This window comes from Paenibacillus sp. MZ04-78.2, from assembly GCF_024213375.1.
Classification (GTDB): Bacteria; Bacillota; Bacilli; order Paenibacillales; family NBRC-103111; genus Paenibacillus_G.
Genome location: NZ_JANAVJ010000061.1, coordinates 1 through 18,502 on the forward strand (window position 1 = coordinate 1; position 18,502 = coordinate 18,502).

13 protein-coding genes and 2 CRISPR repeat arrays are annotated in these 18,502 nt (G+C 48.8%); of the genes, 5 read left to right on the forward strand and 8 right to left on the reverse strand.

What is annotated here, in order from left to right; all coding sequences use genetic code 11:
• Nucleotides 1-309: 309 nt before the first annotated feature.
• From NLX71_RS24580 to NLX71_RS24615, 8 genes are all read right to left on the reverse strand, one after another.
• Nucleotides 310-939, reverse strand: a complete 630-nt coding sequence (locus NLX71_RS24580) for a phospholipase D-like domain-containing protein (RefSeq protein WP_254366414.1) — start codon at nt 937-939, stop codon at nt 310-312.
• A gap of 453 nt (nt 940-1,392) precedes the next feature.
• Nucleotides 1,393-2,092: direct repeats of the CRISPR family, unit length 30 nt; unit sequence GTTTCAATTCCTCATAGGTACGTTCAAAAC.
• Nucleotides 2,093-2,379: 287 nt separating this feature from the next.
• Nucleotides 2,380-3,318: a type III-A CRISPR-associated RAMP protein Csm4 gene (csm4, locus tag NLX71_RS24585; RefSeq protein ID WP_254366415.1), complete on the reverse strand. Its 939-nt coding sequence runs from the start codon at nt 3,316-3,318 to the stop codon at nt 2,380-2,382.
• Entirely contained in the window at nt 3,315-3,980 is a 666-nt protein-coding gene (csm3, locus tag NLX71_RS24590; protein WP_254366416.1) for a type III-A CRISPR-associated RAMP protein Csm3, read from the reverse strand. The genes csm4 and csm3 overlap by 4 nt, the downstream gene beginning before the upstream one ends.
• 5 nt (nt 3,981-3,985) lie before the next feature.
• Nucleotides 3,986-4,432, reverse strand: a complete 447-nt coding sequence (gene csm2, locus NLX71_RS24595) for a type III-A CRISPR-associated protein Csm2 (RefSeq protein WP_254366417.1) — start codon at nt 4,430-4,432, stop codon at nt 3,986-3,988.
• A complete protein-coding gene (gene cas10, locus NLX71_RS24600) occupies nt 4,433-6,715 on the reverse strand; it encodes a type III-A CRISPR-associated protein Cas10/Csm1 (protein ID WP_254366418.1) in 2,283 nt (760 codons plus the stop codon).
• Nucleotides 6,712-8,235 (reverse strand): hypothetical protein, encoded by a 1,524-nt coding sequence (locus NLX71_RS24605; protein ID WP_254366419.1) that lies wholly within the window; start codon nt 8,233-8,235, stop codon nt 6,712-6,714. The genes cas10 and NLX71_RS24605 overlap by 4 nt, the downstream gene beginning before the upstream one ends.
• Nucleotides 8,236-8,395: 160 nt before the next feature.
• Nucleotides 8,396-9,142: a CRISPR-associated endoribonuclease Cas6 gene (gene cas6 / locus NLX71_RS24610; protein WP_254366420.1), complete on the reverse strand. Its 747-nt coding sequence runs from the start codon at nt 9,140-9,142 to the stop codon at nt 8,396-8,398.
• 163 nt (nt 9,143-9,305) lie between these two features.
• Nucleotides 9,306-10,275: a CRISPR direct-repeat array (repeat unit 30 nt; unit sequence GTTTCAATTCCTCATAGGTACGTTCAAAAC).
• A 262-nt stretch (nt 10,276-10,537) separates the two neighbouring features.
• Nucleotides 10,538-12,274: an ABC transporter ATP-binding protein gene (locus NLX71_RS24615; protein ID WP_254366421.1), complete on the reverse strand. Its 1,737-nt coding sequence runs from the start codon at nt 12,272-12,274 to the stop codon at nt 10,538-10,540.
• Nucleotides 12,275-12,427: 153 nt separating this feature from the next.
• On the opposite strand from NLX71_RS24615, the gene NLX71_RS24620 reads away from it, so the two are divergent.
• The 5 genes from NLX71_RS24620 to NLX71_RS24640 all read left to right on the forward strand — a co-directional run bounded on the left by NLX71_RS24620 (nt 12,428) and on the right by NLX71_RS24640 (nt 18,337).
• Nucleotides 12,428-13,870: an ABC transporter permease subunit gene (locus NLX71_RS24620; protein ID WP_375377959.1), complete on the forward strand. Its 1,443-nt coding sequence runs from the start codon at nt 12,428-12,430 to the stop codon at nt 13,868-13,870.
• Nucleotides 13,871-13,882: 12 nt separating this feature from the next.
• Nucleotides 13,883-15,391 carry an ABC transporter permease gene (locus NLX71_RS24625; protein WP_254366422.1) on the forward strand — a complete coding sequence of 503 codons (1,509 nt, stop codon included), beginning with the start codon at nt 13,883-13,885 and terminating at the stop codon, nt 15,389-15,391.
• Between the two features lie 195 nt (nt 15,392-15,586).
• Nucleotides 15,587-17,350: an ABC transporter substrate-binding protein gene (locus NLX71_RS24630; protein WP_375377960.1), complete on the forward strand. Its 1,764-nt coding sequence runs from the start codon at nt 15,587-15,589 to the stop codon at nt 17,348-17,350.
• 90 nt (nt 17,351-17,440) lie between these two features.
• Entirely contained in the window at nt 17,441-17,896 is a 456-nt protein-coding gene (locus tag NLX71_RS24635) for a hypothetical protein (RefSeq protein ID WP_254366424.1), read from the forward strand.
• Between the two features lie 75 nt (nt 17,897-17,971).
• The gene (locus NLX71_RS24640) at nt 17,972-18,337 is read left to right on the forward strand and encodes a creatininase family protein (RefSeq protein ID WP_254366425.1); all 366 of its coding nucleotides are present in this window, start codon (nt 17,972-17,974) and stop codon (nt 18,335-18,337) included.
• Nucleotides 18,338-18,502 lie beyond the last annotated feature (165 nt).

Here is an 18,502-nt window from a genome sequence, read left to right on the forward strand (position 1 = left end):
AACATGAAGGAATGTAGGACAATGAAGCTGTCTAAAGACAGCCCTTGTCCTAAGCCGATTCATCCCATGCCTAAAGGTAAGGGCTTTCTCGGCTAAAATCTGTAACTATGGGTTTTGAACCGGGAACTTGCCTACGAAGTCGACTTCCGTGCTGCGACTAAGCCACTACAGCCGCTCTTGAGGACTAAGAAAAATTCATTCCGTAAAAACCAAGCAAAGCAGGAATAATCACGGTCAATAAAATCACGACAATAATGAAGGTTAGTACGTGCGAAGGAATGCAAAACATGATTTTCGCTCCCTATACCGTCATTTCTTCTCAATCGGTTTGAAATTCTTGGTATCGTTCCACATCTTTTCGAATTCATCTGTGAATGTTTTTGCGGCCCCTTCCTCGCGAATCACAACCAGAACATCATCGTTCTTTGTGCTCGAAGACTTATAGTTTAACGATCCGGAAGTCACAACCTTTTTATCTGCAATCGTTACCTTCAGGTGCATATGGCCGCTGTGGCTGTTGATCTTTATTGGAATCCCCGCGCTGCCTAAAATCTTCAAAGCCTTTCCCTGCGTTTTCCCTTCGGATTTGCTCTTGTCCGTAAGGACTCGAACTGCGACGCCACGCTTCTTTGCCTCCTGGATAGCCGCTACAATGTCCGGATGCGTAATGCTGTAGATCGCAACGTCCAGCGTCTCCTTAGCTGAGTTGATCACATCAATAAGGACCTTTTCCGGGTGCTGCCCGGCTCTAGTAAAGGCAAATTCTACGTTCGTAGGCGTAGGTTGCTTCGCTGCATCTTTTGGTGTATCTTGCGAGTTCTTAATCGGCGCGGACGTGGTATTCTGCTCCGAAGCTGCAACTGCTTGAGGCTCTGCTTGTGTACAGCCGGCAGTCATGATCATTACTACCAAGGCGAGGAGTCCGAGATACTTTTTCATAGCTTGTCTCCTTTACATTTTTACCCATAGTATCATGAACATGTACGACTCCACAAATTCGACTTTAGTCGGAGAAATTTGACGGATTAAATTCCGTGTATCGCCAAAATGGTACTTTTGTGGTGAATTGTTATTTTAGGGCTATCCGATGAAAGAAAATTATTCATTAAAACAAAAACATAACATGACCAGCTATTTTGAGAGAAAAATAAAGATCGGCCCTTGCCGCAAGGATGCGAACAAGAGCCGTTTTTTTACACTGGTTCACGTAAAAATCCCTTAGATATCAAAGCTTCCGCAGTTTATTATATCTTAAGGTTTATACTCCTCATAATTGCGTTCAAAACCAAGAGAGACAATCTCCTATTCTCCTTGGATCTCGCTCCAGTTTCAATTCCTCATAAGGTACGTTCAAAATCCTAAAAGCGACATGATAGTTTGTGAGTGTTTTGCGTTTCAATTCCTCATAGGTACGTTCAGAACGATCCGCGAAATTATTTGGTGCCTGCCCGCGAAGCGATGTTTCAATTCCTCATAGGTACGTTCAAAACTTCGTCGAGATTATTTTGGCGAAGATCGGCAGCAAGGGGTTTCAATTCCTCATAGGTACGTTCAAAACAATTTTCAAAGGTGAAGATATGAAATTAACAAGGGTGTTTCAATTCCTCATAGGTACGTTCAAAACAGGCAGTTGACACTATTTTGACCATATCGTTGAAGTGTTTCAATTCCTCATAGGTACGTTCAAAACATCTCATTGATATACAAACCCGGAGGGAAGCCGGCGTTTCAATTCCTCATAGGTACGTTCAAAACTCGGAAAACATTTGCACACAAATCAAAGGTTTTTTATAGTTTCAATTCCTCATAGGTACGTTCAAAACCCGATAGGCTATCGAGAATGGTTTGATCGTCAGTAACGTTTCAATTCCTCATAGGTACGTTCAAAACCTGGCATTTCTCGACCGGCCAGCCCTGCAGCAGACCGGTTTCAATTCCTCATAGGTACGTTCAAAACCCATCCCTGCGTTGTTTCGCATTTTTCTTCGCTCCTTTGTTTCAATTCCTCATAGGTACGTTCAAAACGATGGAATGAGGTGTGAGATTAATAATATTCATAAATGTTTCAATTCCTCATAGGTACGTTCAAAACCCATAAAAACCCCGCCACTACGCCATTTCCACATATCCCATAATATCATCTCTCCCTCAGTTAACGCTACAAACCCTTCTGCTGCGTGGCCATCGTTGTCGTCGACCCCCGGGCTTTTTTGCAGCATTGGGGGTCGACGACAACATGCACAGTTAAATTATAAAGCTTTGTCCACCTTTTCCAACCTCATTCCCCTTCCAGATACGGAGTTTCAGCTCCAGTTCAAATATTTATCATTCGTGGACGAGAACTTCCTTCTCTGCTCATATCTCAACCAAATTGAAAACCTAGCCATCCTCTCCTGCTTCTGACTTCGGAAGCCTCACGGGAACGGTCAGACCAAAACAAAACTGAACGACCTTCGGATTTTCCGGTAAAACATTTCTCACCACCGTACCAAAGTAAGGAGGCAAGCTTGGCGAATAAAAACAAGATCCAGGCTGAATCATGAGTAACGGACGTTTGAACGGGTGGCGGCCGCCGGGGGCGTTTTCCCCTACTTTCCCGTATTTCGTAGCAATTTTATAATATCCTCTCATCGAATCATGTCGGGAAGGCACACAGTTGGACAAAAGTGCATAGCCATTGCTATCTTTACATTCATCCAAATAGGCAAGACTCTCATCAACTCGTTCTAAGTGAAAAACTCCTTTGCCACTGCTCTTTTTCGCACCGAAGCCGACTTGTCCGATTGCTGTAAGAAGCTCTTCAAACCGTTCCTGATACGACGAATCCAAAAACCGTACGTACAAAGAGTATACTTGAGTGTATTCTACCTCGATGTCAAAAAGCCCGTTTCGCTCCAGACTCGTTCCAGTTGAACGGTCAATAATGACATGAGGCTCCATACGAACGACAGTTGGATTCCCTGCTTCCTCCCAATCAACATCACGTCCGCTTCGCACCGCGTCAAATTCTTTTATTGTCAGCCATTTACGGTCTTTGCGCTGTTTGTTTAACTTGACTTCCCGAATCATGTCTTGTTTGGTATTCTTCCCATATACGGCAACAGGCGAAGGCATAATTAATTTCGGCAGCAGGTCTCCGGGAAAACCGTTGGAAATAACAAAAGGCGGCTGCTCTTCACATTGTTGTATCCACCGGCTCAGTTCACCCTCCCCGTAATGCTGCAACATTGCCCATGCTAATGTCCCCATCAGCGTATCGCTCTGAAGCGGAGTTACTAATCCCGAACGAAAGTGCAGGCGGTAACGTATCAATTTCATTTGTCGTTCCCGCCAGTATCGTGCCTAAACGAATCCTCAAGCTTGCCGTCAACTGTGACATTGCGGAATTCAATCTGCCCATACCCTCGCCCGCCGGAACTTCCGAGGTAATCCTGCTGCAACAATTTCATTCCCTCAAGCACAAAATCAATTAACGCTCGTTCATCATCGAAATCGAATTTACGCAGACTGATCTCGAAACTAAATTCGCTCCCCGCTGGAACCCTTTCTTGCTGGCGTGGCATTTTAGCTCTTCCAGTATTTCTTTCAATAGCATTTTCCGTCTTAATTTCCGCAAAATGAATGCCTGTTTCAAAAAGTGCTTCTTGAAGAATCTCCAGAGATTCATTTGTCAGAGTAGCATCTCGCACCAATACCCTTGTCGGAGCTTTAGTCGGTCCGAATGAACCAAAAAATTCGCATACCTTACAAGTGCCGCAGCGGCAAGGATCTTTTGTAATTTGAGAATATTTGTACTCAAGCAATGATCTCATCTTGCCTTTCAATGAAGAGCCCGGAATGTAAGGATGTTTGGTTAAGGGATGACGAATAATATTATTGTCTATCCCCCCAATTTCCAACTGTTCCTTCGAACCACCAATACGCAGGCCGCTCAGGCAATGAATTACTCCGCGGATCAAAATATGCTTCTCCATTTTCATTTTAATTACCTCCTCGTCGGTTTGTCCGGTCTACGGTTACCTGAATTTCCATGGAATCTCTGCCCTCCACCTTCCGTATTAGGAGAGAAAGCAACAACGCTCTGAAAATGCTGGAAAAACCCGAGCAGTCCTTTCTGTGATACGGTGGCGAGACGAACATTTTTCTGTATAAAAGCCTCAAAAGCTGGCGGTACAACTCCTCTTTTCACTGCATAAGCGACGTCTGCCTCAAGCTTGTCGATTTGCGGACGCACCATATCAAAATTTCCCAATGTACGAAATTTATTTGTAATCCCGAGTACCTTGCTATAAAACCGACGCATTGAAGCGCTTGTCAATCCTCTCTCCGCCAGCATACCAGCCACTTGCTTTGCATGTTCGACGATAATTTCCCTGCGCAGGTACTCCTTTTCGTCATAATACCCGTCTACCAGATAACGTTCCGGCCACATTTACATCTCTCCCTTTCCGATGACGTCATTTAAACGATACAACCTGCTCATCTGGATTAAAGGTCTTAGCGTTAATAAAGGATGATCTTCCTGTATTGTGAGAAAACGCTGGGCCCAAATTTTAACCTCTTTATCCTTCTCGTCAGACAAATTGCGCGCAATATCATAAGCGAGCTTCGGGTAAAACCGCAGCCCCTGAGTGTCCCCAGCCTCATAAGTCCGATACATCTCCGCATAATCCAATAAGCGATGGAGAAGCGCCGAGGTAATCTGTTTTTGCTCCCACATCACAGCCAGACGCTTCGCCTCTTCGCAAAACTCAGCAAACTGTTCCCAGTTCATGGCCTGCTGCAAGACAGATACTTGATTGCGGCCCTCCGGGCGGGTTCGGCTTGGACTTTCCTTAGCCCGATCCAATTCCTCCTCTGCAACTGTCGCCTGCCTGGCCACAGGTTGATGCGACTTGCAGAACGTGATCCCGGCAGATAACGTCAAATTCGGGTTATCCCCGACAAACTCACGGAATCGCAGATGAAGCTCTTGAGCCAAATGAACGATCTCATCCCAAGCCCCGATTAGAAGCAGATCGTCTCCGCCTGAAAAAACCGTGTATACCCTGCGGTATTTTTCGGAGATGATCCTGTGCACCCAACCTGAAAAAAATAAATCCAGCATTTTGCTAAGCACCGCGATTTGTTGAAGCTGGACTGCCTGACCATCCCTATTTAAGCCAAACACGAAAACACTGCCTAAATAATCGACGTCCGCCTTAAAGTAAGCAAGCTGCTTGGCCCCGATTGAGGATTCCGCAATGCATTCAAATTGCAAAGGAGCGCCCGGTCTGACCGGATCTTGAGCATCGTCTTTAGCAAGACAGTGCGGGCAACCGTTCTCGTCTGCTACAGGAATATAGTTTGCAGCGTATTTCGTTACCATCGGTAGACGGTCATCCGTATCCACGGCTGGACTATTCAACCGGTATACCAAATAAATACTGTCCTCGTAGGCCGGAGGAGACTCCACAGCCTCTACGCTATATCCGTCTACAACGGGAAGGCCGCGCTGCGAAGGATAGCGATATACAAAATAACGCGCTCGAACCAGCCTCTGCCCCATTTCCTCGTCGAACCGGCAGTGCTTACATAGCTCCCCTTCGTCTACCGCGAATTTCTTGCAAACCGAGCATCGGCGGCCCGTCTCCTGCTGCTGAACAAGCCAATTGTTCGTATCCCAACATTCCCCTGTAGTCAGCCCTTGGAGTAGCGGATTCATTTTGCGTTGGCGCAGGGTAAGGTTCAATCGTTCCATAATCTTGTCCATATGGGTCAAGTCATCCGCAACAATGACCTCGCCAGCCAGATTACAAGCGATTTCTCCGTGGTATTGTTCCAGAAACCAGTGGTCCAATTCTTTCTGGAGGCGCTCCAGTTCTTGAAGCGTAGCTGTCGCACCCGGAAGTAAGATGTAAAATTTGCCTCCCGAAGACATCACAATATTCGAAAGCGGCAAACCGAAACGATGAACGATCCGATGGGAAATGATGTCCGATAGCGCGCTAAGAAAGAACGAACGGGCCCGCAGACGCTTTGCTACACTTCCTGCCCCTGTCTGGGCAATATCGAAAATATATTTTTGAATACCAGACAGATCACCGACAACTAGCGTCATCTGTCCCGAATCTTCCATTCTTTCGCTGGTTAACGCTGCGGCCAAAGCCCCAAGCATACTGCATTGTTCCGAGACGGGCACGTATTGATGGGACGATTTAGATCCGGATGCTATGCACCAGGCATAATGCTCTACCGTATTCTGTAATTTCGCGAAAAACGCTTCAAACGATAAGTCCTCCCGTTTCCAAAGCCGGTTCAAGGAACCCACAAATTTCTGAACGTACGCCTGAGGATCGGCCGAAAGCTCCGCTTGCTCCTCCTTCGGAAAAATAGCTCGCTCGCTCAATTCCGCGAAATCATAGACAGCTTGCCGCTCGTAACGCTGCTCCAGTTCGATGTAGCAAAAAACGGAAGATAATCTTCTCAGCGAGTCAGCATCGTTTTCGGGCATGATGTCTAGGATGTCAAGAGCTTTACGAATGGATGAAAGGCTCGCCTGATCCTCGCGTCCCTGTTGTAACTGTTCAAGGATCTGAAGCACTTTTTCTCCTTGGACTGCCTTTTTCTGTTGACGCATGCACTCCATATGAGCTTCGAAATCGGAAGCAGCCAGAGAATGTCTTAATGTATGATATAGCAGATAATAATACGAAGCGACTATGGTCTCTTTCATTGCATTTTTTCACCTCCTTGTTCCCTATACATTTCACGAGACATTACGCGCTGGTGAAGCCGGTGACGGAGCCAATGAAGGAAACCGTCATGAATTTCAGTGAGCGGATTCTCTTTTAGCTGACAATGAAACTCCTTGTGCAGCAATCCTTTAAGCTCGGTTTGCCAGTTGGCCAGGCTGAATGTGTCCTTTATCACTTCTTTGGTCAAGCCCCCGAAACGGTGTATCAGATTGTTACGTTCTTCATAAATATGATCCAGCTTACATGCGAGCGAACTATTCTTGCCAAGCAAGCTGCCCGGTTCCAGAGCAGAAACGATCTTCTCATAGGTGTGGCGTGTTGGATATCTTCTTTTTCCACATATAAAATCATCTGTTCGAAGTGAATCCACACCATGAATCGTCGCCCACGAACGAATGGCTTCCCTCAACTGACCGGAACGATGTTCATTTGGCGCTGTTCCAATCCCATCTATTGCTTTGAGACGAAGCATATTCTCATACAAATTCATGAACATGGTAACCCAGTCGTTATATTGCTCAAGAGCATAATAGTTTTCGAGCTTCCAGTATTGCTCTTCGAGCAGCCTCTTGATCTCCGGTTTGCGAAGCTTTTCCTGCACCTGCTCCTCGTTGATCTTGATTCCGTTCATCAAATTCTGCGTATCAACGAAGCACTTATTGAAAAATGCTTCTTTTTTAAAGTCAGCGTTCGTTATACGGTTCAACTTTTGTACAGCCTTATCGTACTGCAAATTTTTACGCAAGAGCAGCGCATCAAGAAAGTGAACCTCAGTCACATCCTTTTCTTGAAGCAGCTTGAAGCTTTCCAGCAGCTTCTTGATTTGACCATAATGATGCCCTTCGAACAATTCCCGGAAGTTATACAATAGCTCGTCGACAGACAAATAAGCGTCAACCTCAATCTCCACCGCAGGCGGCTGCGGATCTTCTTTCCTCGCTGGGCGCGGGGAGTAGATGAATTGCTTGTTGCGGGGAAGCTCTCTCGTGGCATTAACAGCATGAAGCAGTCCGAAATTACACGCCGGCGTTCCTCCCGCCACCGAAACATAAAACGGTTGGTTTAAATTTACATGTTTTTCAGTCAGTTGGTGCATAATTTGCTCCATCGCCTGCCGGTAATGAAAAAACATCCGATCATAAGAATAAGGTGCTTTGTGAATCGGATACCCCAGAAGTATCGGATTATGACTTGCGAACAGCTTCTGCTGTTCTATCGCTAAGCGAATAATTTCAAAATCCTTACAGGTATCCGAACTGCGGAAATCTAAGCCTTCCTGTTCCGTATAGAACAAAATGAGACATTCCAGGTATTCCTCTTTGGAGCTAAGCAGCTTTTCAATCGACCTCATAATCGGGAACTCAGGTTGAAATACATTCGTTTGCCCCAGTAAATCTTCATTCATAAGGTTGATTGCATTAAGGCGTTCCTCTTCCGGTATTCGAGAACCGTCTCTTTGTACATCGGAAGTTCCGATATTGGCCAGCACGATTGCCATAGTTCCACCGCCCTATAAAAAAAGTGAAAATGAACCAATACTACTATATTTGACACACAAATCCTTTTTCCTTCCATTCATCCTAAAAATATTTCCACGTTTTCCTAATAAACGACAAAAATCGCTCATCTCTGTAGATGAACGACTTTTTGTCGTTTATTCACTTTTCGTTCAATTCACGAACCACAGTAAACAAACCCATCCCATTCGAGCACTTAGCCCCGATGCCTACCTGATGAACGATACGAAGCAGTTCCGGATGACCCGTTAATCGAAAATCGCCCATCCACCCTTTGATAATCGTGCCTTTGAATAGAACCGTTTTGGGTCTTAGGCTTCGAGAATCCAACGGTGTTAGCTCTAAGCTCGTTTCCGGAGCCGGATTACCGTAAATGGCCTCGTACTTTTTGCGGACATTATTGGCTATCAGTTCGGAAAATTTTTCTTCTGCCGGTGAGTAATAGTATGTTTTTTTACGATTATTTTCGATCAAGGTGCTGTACATCGTTACAGGCGTTATCATGCGGATATGCATGTCGGTGCTTATTTTTTCGTCAACCACTTCGATGCCTGCCATGGTTACGCGATTTTGGCCGAGATACAGTTCCTTTTTGGCAAACAACGTAGTCGCCAATTCGCTAACCAATCGATCATGAGAGCTCGAAAAAAGAAACGATACCGGCGACGTAAAGACGATCCTGCCGTTTTCGAATAGATGGGCTCCCATTAATTTGGAGAAGCAGAACATGCGAAATTGCCTTTTTTCATATGGAAATCCAATGTTATGGAGCCGATCCCGAAATTCGTCATCCCCGATGCAATGATAAATCATACCGTGGAGCAGCTCCTGATGATGAACCGGAACATTTAACTTTTCTTTGAATTGGAATTTGATTTGTATACGCACTAAGCTTGCCTCCTTGAGCTTATACTAAACTTCCTATTCCTCGTAGGTACGTTTAAAACCGTCAAAATAGCGTTGGTGCCAGCGTCGTACAAGGACGTGTTTCAATCATAGGTACGTTCAAAACTCGAAATCGATTTGGCAATTTAACTTGAGCCCCGAACGGGTTTCAACTCCTCATAGGTACGTTCAAAACGGAGTTGAACGGTGTGGGATACTTCTTCGGAGAATAGTTTCAATTCCTCATAGGTACGTTCAAAACAATGGACCACAATATACATATGCTTTCAAGCGAATGGTTGTTTCAATTCCTCATAGGTACGTTCAAAACAATCGTCCTGTTTGTATTATGGTCGTTGCTGCTGATGTAGTTTCAATTCCTCATAGGTACGTTCAAAACGGAACCTGCCGGACAGCGACATGCCTAAGCCGGTATTGTTTCAATTCCTCATAGGTACGTTCAAAACTGAATGCTGTTCCGATGAGAGATGAAACCATTTCAGGTTTCAATTCCTCATAGGTACGTTCAAAACAGGACAGCGATCAACGATCAAACAGCGTCCTATTAGTTTCAATTCCTCATAGGTACGTTCAAAACCCCGGTAAGGTACGGTCTATCCTGACTCACTTTACTTGTTTCAATTCCTCATAGGTACGTTCAAAACCCACTTCCAACTGGAAAGAACACGATTGGGTCGGTCAATGGTTTCAATTCCTCATAGGTACGTTCAAAACTTCCACTTCACCCAAGAAATCCGGGTAAGCCTTTGTAAGTTTCAATTCCTCATAGGTACGTTCAAAACAAAGAATTCGATTTTATACCAACTGGAAATTTGTCGTTTCAATTCCTCATAGGTACGTTCAAAACTCAGGACGGAACGAAGGATTAGGAACAAAAGAACAAGGTTTCAATTCCTCATAGGTACGTTCAAAACTTGATTTGTTCATTCGCCTCTTGGTTGACCCTGATTCGTTTCAATTCCTCATAGGTACGTTCAAAACGGATGTGATGTCGACCATCGAAAATCACCGGAAATAGTTTCAATTCCTCATAGGTACGTTCAAAACCTACGACTGGATGACGCGGCCAAACAAGTACGGAAAATGTTTCAATTCCTCATAGGTACGTTCAAAACCCGTAAAAACGCCGTCGTTACGCCATTCTCGCATACTTACAAAACAAATCTCACCCACACCAACTGCCAAAATCCCTTTTCCCGCGCGACAATCGTTGTCGTCGACCCCCCGGCTTTTTTGCAGCATTGGAGGTCGACGACACAAATGCACAGTTACATTATAAAGCTTTGTCCACCTTTTTCCAACCCATTTCACTTACATTCGCTTGTAGTCGTTCCCACCAAGCGCCTCTTCGCTCGTCTCCCGAACCCTCACTTAACCCTACTCTTCAGCAACAGCCACCCAATGCCCCTTCTTCACTTCAACGAAGCTTGAGCGCTCCAAGCCGTACGGGTCCGCCTTCGAGGACTCCTCCCCAGCGGTGAACGTCTTCTGCGATTCCACCTTCGGATCGGGAACCGGGATCGCGGCCAGCAGCGACTTCGTGTAAGCATGTTGCGGATTCTCGTACAGCTCCTCGCTTTCAGCCAGCTCTACGATCTTGCCCTTGTACATCACCGCCACGCGGTCGCTGATATGCTTGACCATCGACAGATCGTGCGCGATGAACAGATAGGTAAGACCCAGTCGCTGCTGCAGCTCCTCCAGAAGCTTGACGATCTGCGACTGGATCGAGACGTCCAGAGCCGACAACGGCTCGTCGCACACGATAAATTCCGGCTCAATGGCAAGGGTGCGGGCGATGCCGATCCGCTGGCGTTGACCTCCCGAAAATTCGTGAGGATACCGCATGGCATGCGCAGGGCTTAGCCCGACCATATCGAGCAGCTCTTCGACCCGCTTCTGTCGCTCCTGCTTCCCTCTTGCGATCCCGTGCACGTCTAACGCTTCGCCAATGATGTCGACGATGCGAAGACGCGGGTTCAGCGAGGCGTACGGATCTTGGAAAATCATCTGCATGTAGCGCCGCATCGTCTTCATTTCACCGCGATTGAGCCGGTTCAGCGCGATCCCTTTGAACAGCACCTCGCCCCCGGTAGGCTCGTTCAGACGCAGAATCGCCCGCCCCGTCGTCGACTTGCCGCTCCCGGATTCGCCTACGACGCCGAGCGTCTCGCCGGCCCGAATATCGAAGCTGATATCGTTCACCGCTTTGACGATCTGACCCTTCCCGAGATCAAAATATTGCTTCAGCGACCGGACCTCCAGCAGTGGACGATCCTCGGCCGACCTCGCGATGAGCGGCGCGGGCTTCGGCTTCTTCTTCTCGTCCAACCGGGGCAGCGCGTTCAGCAGCCGGACCGTATAAGGATGCTTTGGCGAGTAAAAGATTTCCTCCGTCGTGCCGGTCTCGACGATCTCACCTTCCTTCATAACGACGACGCGGTCGCACATACCGGCAACGACGCCTAAATCGTGCGTGATTAGGATGATCGAGGTGCCGAGCTTTAGCTGGAGCTCCTTCATCTGATGCAGAATCTGTGCCTGTATCGTAACATCCAGCGACGTTGTCGGTTCGTCGGCGATCAGTAGCGAAGGACGGCAAGCGAGCGCGATGGCAATCATCACCCTTTGACGCATGCCGCCGGAAAATTCATGCGGATATTGCATATAGCGAGCCTCGCTATACGGGATGCCCACCATCCGGAGCATCTCGATCGCTTCCCTGCGCGCCTCCGTTTTGGAGAGCTTCCGATGCTTGATCAGGCTCTCCTCGATCTGCTTGCCGATCCGCATCGTCGGGTTAAGCGAGGACATCGGGTCCTGAAAAATCATTCCGATTTCCCGTCCCCGAATCTGCTCCATTTCCTGTTCGGTTTTATAGGCCAGATTCTGGCCTTGGAATAAAATCTCTCCGCCCTTCACCATCGAGGGGGGCGAAGGCAGCAGACGCATGATCGTGCGCGCCGTGACGCTCTTGCCGCTGCCGGACTCTCCGACGATCCCGAGCGTCTCGCCCTTACGTACCTCGAAGCTCACATTTCGGACGGCTTCGACTTCCCTGTCACGAGAATAAAATGAAACGGATAATTGGTTCACCTGCAGTAGCGTATCCATGAAGTCACCTGCGTTAAATCGTAAATTTTGAAAGACCTAATTTCATCGTATTAATTGTTGACATTTTTCGACCATTATCTTAAAATCTACTATATTAATCGGAATAATGCAAATTTTTTCATGCTAAATTTACTTGAAGGGGAGCGCACAAGCTTGACAGGGCAAACGGTCATGACAGGTTCCCGTCTCGTTGACCGAATCGGGGACATCTACTCTAAAATGTTTCTACATCCGGCTTATCGTTTCCTGCTACTGCTCGCTGGGGCGCCTATAAATGTTTTCGTCGGCATCGTCTACCTATATGGACGCAAGCGGAAGGCGCATCAGGAACTGCGTCGAAGTCTGGAACACAAGCTGCTGGAGTCCGGCTACCGGGACCGGATTTTATCGGAAACGAAGGAGCAGTTGACCCGGAAGCATCATTTTTTCAACCAACAGGTCGATCAGAAGCAGCTGGAGCATGAAGCGGAGCGCATTACCGCTGAGAAGTTCAAGGAAGCTCTGCAGTTGCAGGTCGAGGCTCATCTGGAGCAGCGCCATGAGACACAGGCCACATTTGTGGAGACGTTCCGGATGCTGATCCATCACCCGGCGTTTTTGGCTGTGACCTTCCTGCCGGGAATTTTGATGTATGCGCTGATCGGGATCTACGGCAACGCATTTCTGAAACACATCGTGGAGCGGCTGGTCATGACGGTGTTGGTCATTTTCGGTGTCGCCTTCCTGGTCTTCACCATCCTGTATATATCGCCGATGGACCCGGCCGCCAATATTCTCGGGGAAACCGCAACCGCCGAGCAGATCGCCGCATTCAATAAGCTGTATGGACTGGATCAGCCTTATCTGATTCAGCTCTGGAATACGCTGAGGGGCATCCTGACTTTCGACCTCGGCAAGTCGTTTGCCGGCAACGAGGAAGTAACGACAGCCATCGCCAACAAGTTTCCCGTGACGATGACACTTACTGTCATATCCACCATCGTTGCGGTGCTCATCGCCCTGCCGATCGGCATTATATCGGCGACGCGGCCGAATTCGTTTTTCGATTATACGTTTATGTTCATTGCTTTACTCGGCTTGTCGATCCCGACCTTCTGGCAAGGCTTAATCTTCATCCTGAACTTTTCGATCAAGCTGCAATGGCTTCCCGCCACCTATAACCCGGAGAACTCGCTATCGATGATCATGCCGGTTATCGTTCTGGGCACGGGATTAACGGCGGCAGTCGCGCGGATGACCCGCTCTTCTACGCTTGAGGTTATCCATGAGGATTACATTACGACCGCCAAAGCCAAGGGGTTGTCCCGCAGGCGCGTCCTGTGGAAACACGCGGTAGGCAACGCGCTGATCCCGATCATTACGATCATAGGACTTCAGTTCGGCGGGATGCTCGGTGGAGCGGCCGTTACCGAGAAGGTATTCAATATTAACGGCATCGGGAGTTACATCGTGGACAAGCAGTTCATCCCGGACATCCCCGCCATTATGGGCGGCGTCGTCTACACCGCGATCGCAATCTCTATCGTCAATGTCATTATCGATATTCTCTATGCGTTTTTCGATCCAAGAATCCGTTCAAAAATGAAACAATACTAGCAGGTGTCAGCCGTGAAAACAAACCAAACAAACAAACATGAAGCCCACTTCCGGCTGGCCTCTTGTCCGGAATACAGTCAAGCCGGTTTCTCCGGCATCGCTTCTCTTGGAATCGCCTTGGTACTGCTGTTAAACAGCTACGACTGGTCCGGCGCGGTCTGGAAGCCAGCCGTCCTGGCCGCATTCGCCGCCTATCTGGTTTTTGGGCTGCTGCAGTTAGCGGTCATGTTCCTTATCAAGAGAGACTTGCTTCGCAGCGGCGAGCTGCGGCAGGCCACGCGCCGATTAGGCTATGTGCTGCTGCTCAGCTTGCTGACGGCCAATATCTTCGTCGGGACCGCGGCATTCCAACTGATCAAACGCAAGAAAAGCGTCGCCTACACGTTGGCCTTTTATGCGTTGCTTACGACCTTATCCGTATTCGCCGTCTCTGCCTTGAACGTATTCAAGCCTTACGTCGCCAATACGTTCCTGCCAGGCATGGCGCTGATCATCGTGGCAGCCGTGGTCCAACTGGTCGCCTTGCTGCTGGTGGCGCGCTACGCGGAAGACAAGATTTTGCCCAAATCGATGTGGATCGTCGCCATCGCGCTGTTGGCAACCACCGCAACAGGCAATCTGTTCGCCCTGTTCCTCGGCCTCCTGCTGATCGCCAAGCTGCGCGACAAGGAGCATATGTCGGACTCGAAGCTTAACCAGGCCGTGGAGCGCTTGTCCAGAAGCTCCGCCTCGATGCTCGGGCTGTTTTTTATCTGCTTCCTGCTTACCATCGCCGTGTGCAGCTACCTGACGTTCGATTACGGAATGGCGATCGACAACAACTATGGGGCGATTTTGCAATCTCCGAGCTTGGCTTACCCGCTCGGCACCGACAATTTCGGACGCGACTTATTCTCCCGGATCGTATTCGGCGCACGGATTTCGCTGTTCGTCGGCTTCTTGTCCACGCTGATTCCCGTCGTGATCGGGGGCTTGCTGGGCGCGATCTCCGGTTATTTCGGCCGGCAGACGGATAACGTGATCATGCGGGTGCTCGACGTCCTGTACGCCATTCCGGGCATCCTGCTCGCGATTGCGATCATCGCGGCATTCGGCGCCAACACGACGAACTTAATTCTCGCGCTGAGCGTCGGATCGATCCCCGCTTACGCCCGGACAATGAGGGCGAACGTCATGCTCGTCTCGACGCTTGAATATGTGCAGGCGGCGCGAGCTTTCGGCTCCAGCGATCTGCAGATTCTGTTCAAGCATATCATTCCCAACTCCATCTCCCCGATGATCGTCAAATCGACGTTGACCATCGGCACCGCAGTCATCTCGACCAGCAGCTTGAGCTTTCTCGGGCTCGGCGTCGAGCCGCATATCCCGGAGTGGGGCAATATTCTGAAAGTCGGCAGCGCGTACCTGGAGTCGCATTCGTTTACGGCCATCTACCCGGGTCTGGCGATCATCGCGCTGGTTCTCTCCTTCAACTTCTTGGGAGACGGTGTCCGCGACGCGCTCGATCCGAAGCTCAAGTAAAGCCGCCGATACGGGCGGGTAATACATGCGGAATCCTCATCCATGCTCGATCTCCTTTTCAGGCACTCGAATCCTGCAAGGGACGATAACTGAATGTGTGTGAGTTCATATTTCATAACTTTATTTCATCAGGAGGGACTTGCATTGAAGAAAAAGAGGAAATTGCTCATTCCGGCGATTCTCGGCGTATCTCTTATGCTGAGCGGGTGCACGTTAGCAACCAAGGACGAACAGGCGCAGTCCAAACCATCGGGCGACGGCAACCGAGTCGATATCGAGTTGCTCGCTCTGAGCTCCCAAGAGACGGACGCCAACATCACCCGCGATCAACTGACCAAGAACGGCTTCAACGTCAAGCTGAACCTTCAGCCGGACTATGGCTCGTACAAGGCGCAGCAGGATGCAGGCAACTTCGACGTCGTTCTGTCGGGCTGGACCACCGTAACCGGCAACCCCGATTACGCCGTGCGCTCGCTGTTCAAAACGGGCGGCGACTACAGCATCATGGCCGACAAGGAAATCGACGAGCTGATTGAAAAAGCTTCGACGCAGACGCAAGGGCAGTATACAGATACGTACAAACAGCTTGAGCAGAAGCTCGTATTCGACAAGGCCTATATCGCGCCTCTGTTTACATCCATCAAATCGCAAGCTTTTAATCAGGAGGTTCTCAAGAAGGATTCCGTACGACTGTCAAAATCCCGTTCCCTTCCATGGGAAGAGCTCGATTTCAATGATGCCGGGAAGCGCGCGAAAGATCCGATTATCCTGCAATCGCCGATGCCGACCTTGACGTCGCTCGACCCGATCAAAGGAAACGACGGCTCGATCAACATCATCAACACCAATATGTACGTGCGTTTGCTTAACCTGACGGATGACGACAAACTGACCGCCGAAGGCTCCCTGTCGTATAACTTCGCCATCGCCGAAGGCAATACCGACTATTATTTCATCCTGCGGGACGATATCAATTTCGCTCAAATCAAGGATAAGCTGGCTGTCGATACGGGCGAGCGCGTAGGCGCGGACGACGTGATCTTCTCCCTGCAGCGCGCGAAGGACAAAAACTCGGTGCCGAACCATCGAACGTACACTTTACATGAGCACATCAAGAACGTAGAGCTCGTGACCGACCCGGCTACTCTGGATTCGATCAAGCAATCCGGCAGCTCCGAAACGGTGAAAAGCGGTCTGGAGAAAGGCCTTGGCGCCAAAATCTCCGCTCTCGTCCCGGATAAGAAACAAGCCAACAGCAAAGAAGGCAAATACCAGATCGTAAAGCTGACAACGATTAATCCGTTCCCGCAAGTGCTGAACTACCTGGCTCACCAATCGGCCGGTATCGTGTCCAAGAAGCAAGTTGAGAGTATCAACAAGTATGACGTTGCCAAATTCGACGTGAACAAAGACATCCCGTACGGCGATCAGAACACGGTAACCGAAGGCGCTAAATACAACAACACCCTGTTCACGAGCGGTCCGTACATTCTGTCCTACAAGAACGAATACGAAGCGATCTTCCTGAAAAACCCGGCTTACATGGCGGGTACGAAGCACGAACCGAAGGTGAACACCATCAAAAACCGCTTTATCAAAGATGCCGACAGCTCACTGTCCGCGCTGCGAAGCGGCGAGATTCACCTGTTCTACAGCGTGCCGGAGACGAAGTTCGATATCGTCAAAAACGATAGCAAGCTTTCGTTGCAGACAACCCCAAGCAACGCCGTCTCGTACCTGCTGTTCAATACGAAAAACCGCGAAGTGGCGAAAAGCGCCGATCTGAGAAAAGCGGTGCTTTACTCGATCAACCAAGACGAGTTCCTCGCTTATTACAAAAACAATAAATTCAAAGCCGTATCGACGCTTAGCCCGATGGTCCAAACCGGCCTTGAGCTCAAGGCCGATGCCGGCAAAGCCAAAGAATTCCTGAACGCTTATAAAGCTGGCAAAAAATAAGGAATTCAGCGATAATGAAAAGAGACTGCCTCAACCGGGCGGTCTCTTTCTTCACAAAACCAACGCCTATACAATAAGGAGCGATCATCTATGTCTTCTTCTGATAAAAGTAAAGCCAAGCTGCCGCAATGGGACGCCCTCATGCTGGAATCGTTAAACGCATACGGTTGGTCCAAGGAGGAGCTGCTCCGCCGCATCCATGCAGGCGAGCTGCCTCAGGACGAGAGCGAGTTCCAGTTCGACTACAAGCTATTGACCGCCACGGCCGCTAGCGATCCGGCTGGCTTCGAGGACGCCGTCTACAACGGCTACCAGATCAAGTTCAGCACGCTGCGGGGCATCTTTAATTGGATTCTGCTCGCCTTAGGCGAGGAACCCGAGCTCAGCCTGGAGCCCGGACAAGAGTCGGTCTCCGCCAAGCTGAGAGTAGAAGAGCGTGAACTTCTGGCTTCGACGATGTCGTGCGGCTGGGTCATCCACGGCGAGCACCAAGGACCGGCCGACGAGAAGTCGGCCTACCGCATCGAGCCGCTGAACCGGTTGTAACGAAATGTGCACGACGGAGTGCTAAAGCAATGAGGCCGCCGATTGTTTCCTCGTGCCTTTATAGGGAGTGCTAGTATGCTTAGTTTTAAGAACACGACAATGGAAGTTTCAATGAGTGGGATTGATACAGCTGTTCTATCGGTAGGGGCAACGGAACAGTTTGGACCGTACTTGCCAATGCATTTAGATACGCTTATCGCAGAGCTATACGCGGATGCTTATGGGAGAGAATTAAATGCCTACGTGTTGCCTACAATCCCGTTTAATACCTCTGAAGAACATGCCAATTTCAAGGGGACAGTTACGGTAAGCCCCAATATTTTAACAGCCCTGTTGGAAGAGATTATTTGCAACCTAATCAGACAAGGGTTTAGGAAGTTTTTGGTTTTTTACTGGACATGGAGGATCATATTGGGAGGGAGCTTTCGTCAAGCATATTAACTACAAGTACCCTCAGATTATTTTGATTTCGGCAAATCATAATAATCATCTTGCATGGGAAGAAGCAATTGAAGCGGCAGGTTTAAAAGTGAGCGTCAAATACTCACCACCTTTCAAGAACCTCAAGCTCATGAGAAAATGAAGGTATCTTGAACGGGAGGTTGC

Bases quoted from the DNA above. Each gene is read 5' to 3' on its own strand.
- NLX71_RS24580 (WP_254366414.1), bottom strand. From the start codon at position 939: ATGAAAAAGTATCTCGGACTCCTCGCCTTGGTAGTAATGATCATGACT.
- csm4 (WP_254366415.1), bottom strand. From the start codon at position 3,318: ATGAAATTGATACGTTACCGCCTGCACTTTCGTTCGGGATTAGTAACT.
- csm3 (WP_254366416.1), bottom strand. From the start codon at position 3,980: ATGAAAATGGAGAAGCATATTTTGATCCGCGGAGTAATTCATTGCCTG.
- csm2 (WP_254366417.1), bottom strand. From the start codon at position 4,432: ATGTGGCCGGAACGTTATCTGGTAGACGGGTATTATGACGAAAAGGAG.
- cas10 (WP_254366418.1), bottom strand. From the start codon at position 6,715: ATGAAAGAGACCATAGTCGCTTCGTATTATTATCTGCTATATCATACA.
- NLX71_RS24605 (WP_254366419.1), bottom strand. From the start codon at position 8,235: ATGGCAATCGTGCTGGCCAATATCGGAACTTCCGATGTACAAAGAGAC.
- NLX71_RS24615 (WP_254366421.1), bottom strand. From the start codon at position 12,274: ATGGATACGCTACTGCAGGTGAACCAATTATCCGTTTCATTTTATTCT.
- NLX71_RS24630 (WP_375377960.1), top strand. From the start codon at position 15,587: ATGCTGAGCGGGTGCACGTTAGCAACCAAGGACGAACAGGCGCAGTCC.
- NLX71_RS24635 (WP_254366424.1), top strand. From the start codon at position 17,441: ATGTCTTCTTCTGATAAAAGTAAAGCCAAGCTGCCGCAATGGGACGCC.
- NLX71_RS24640 (WP_254366425.1), top strand. From the start codon at position 17,972: ATGCTTAGTTTTAAGAACACGACAATGGAAGTTTCAATGAGTGGGATT.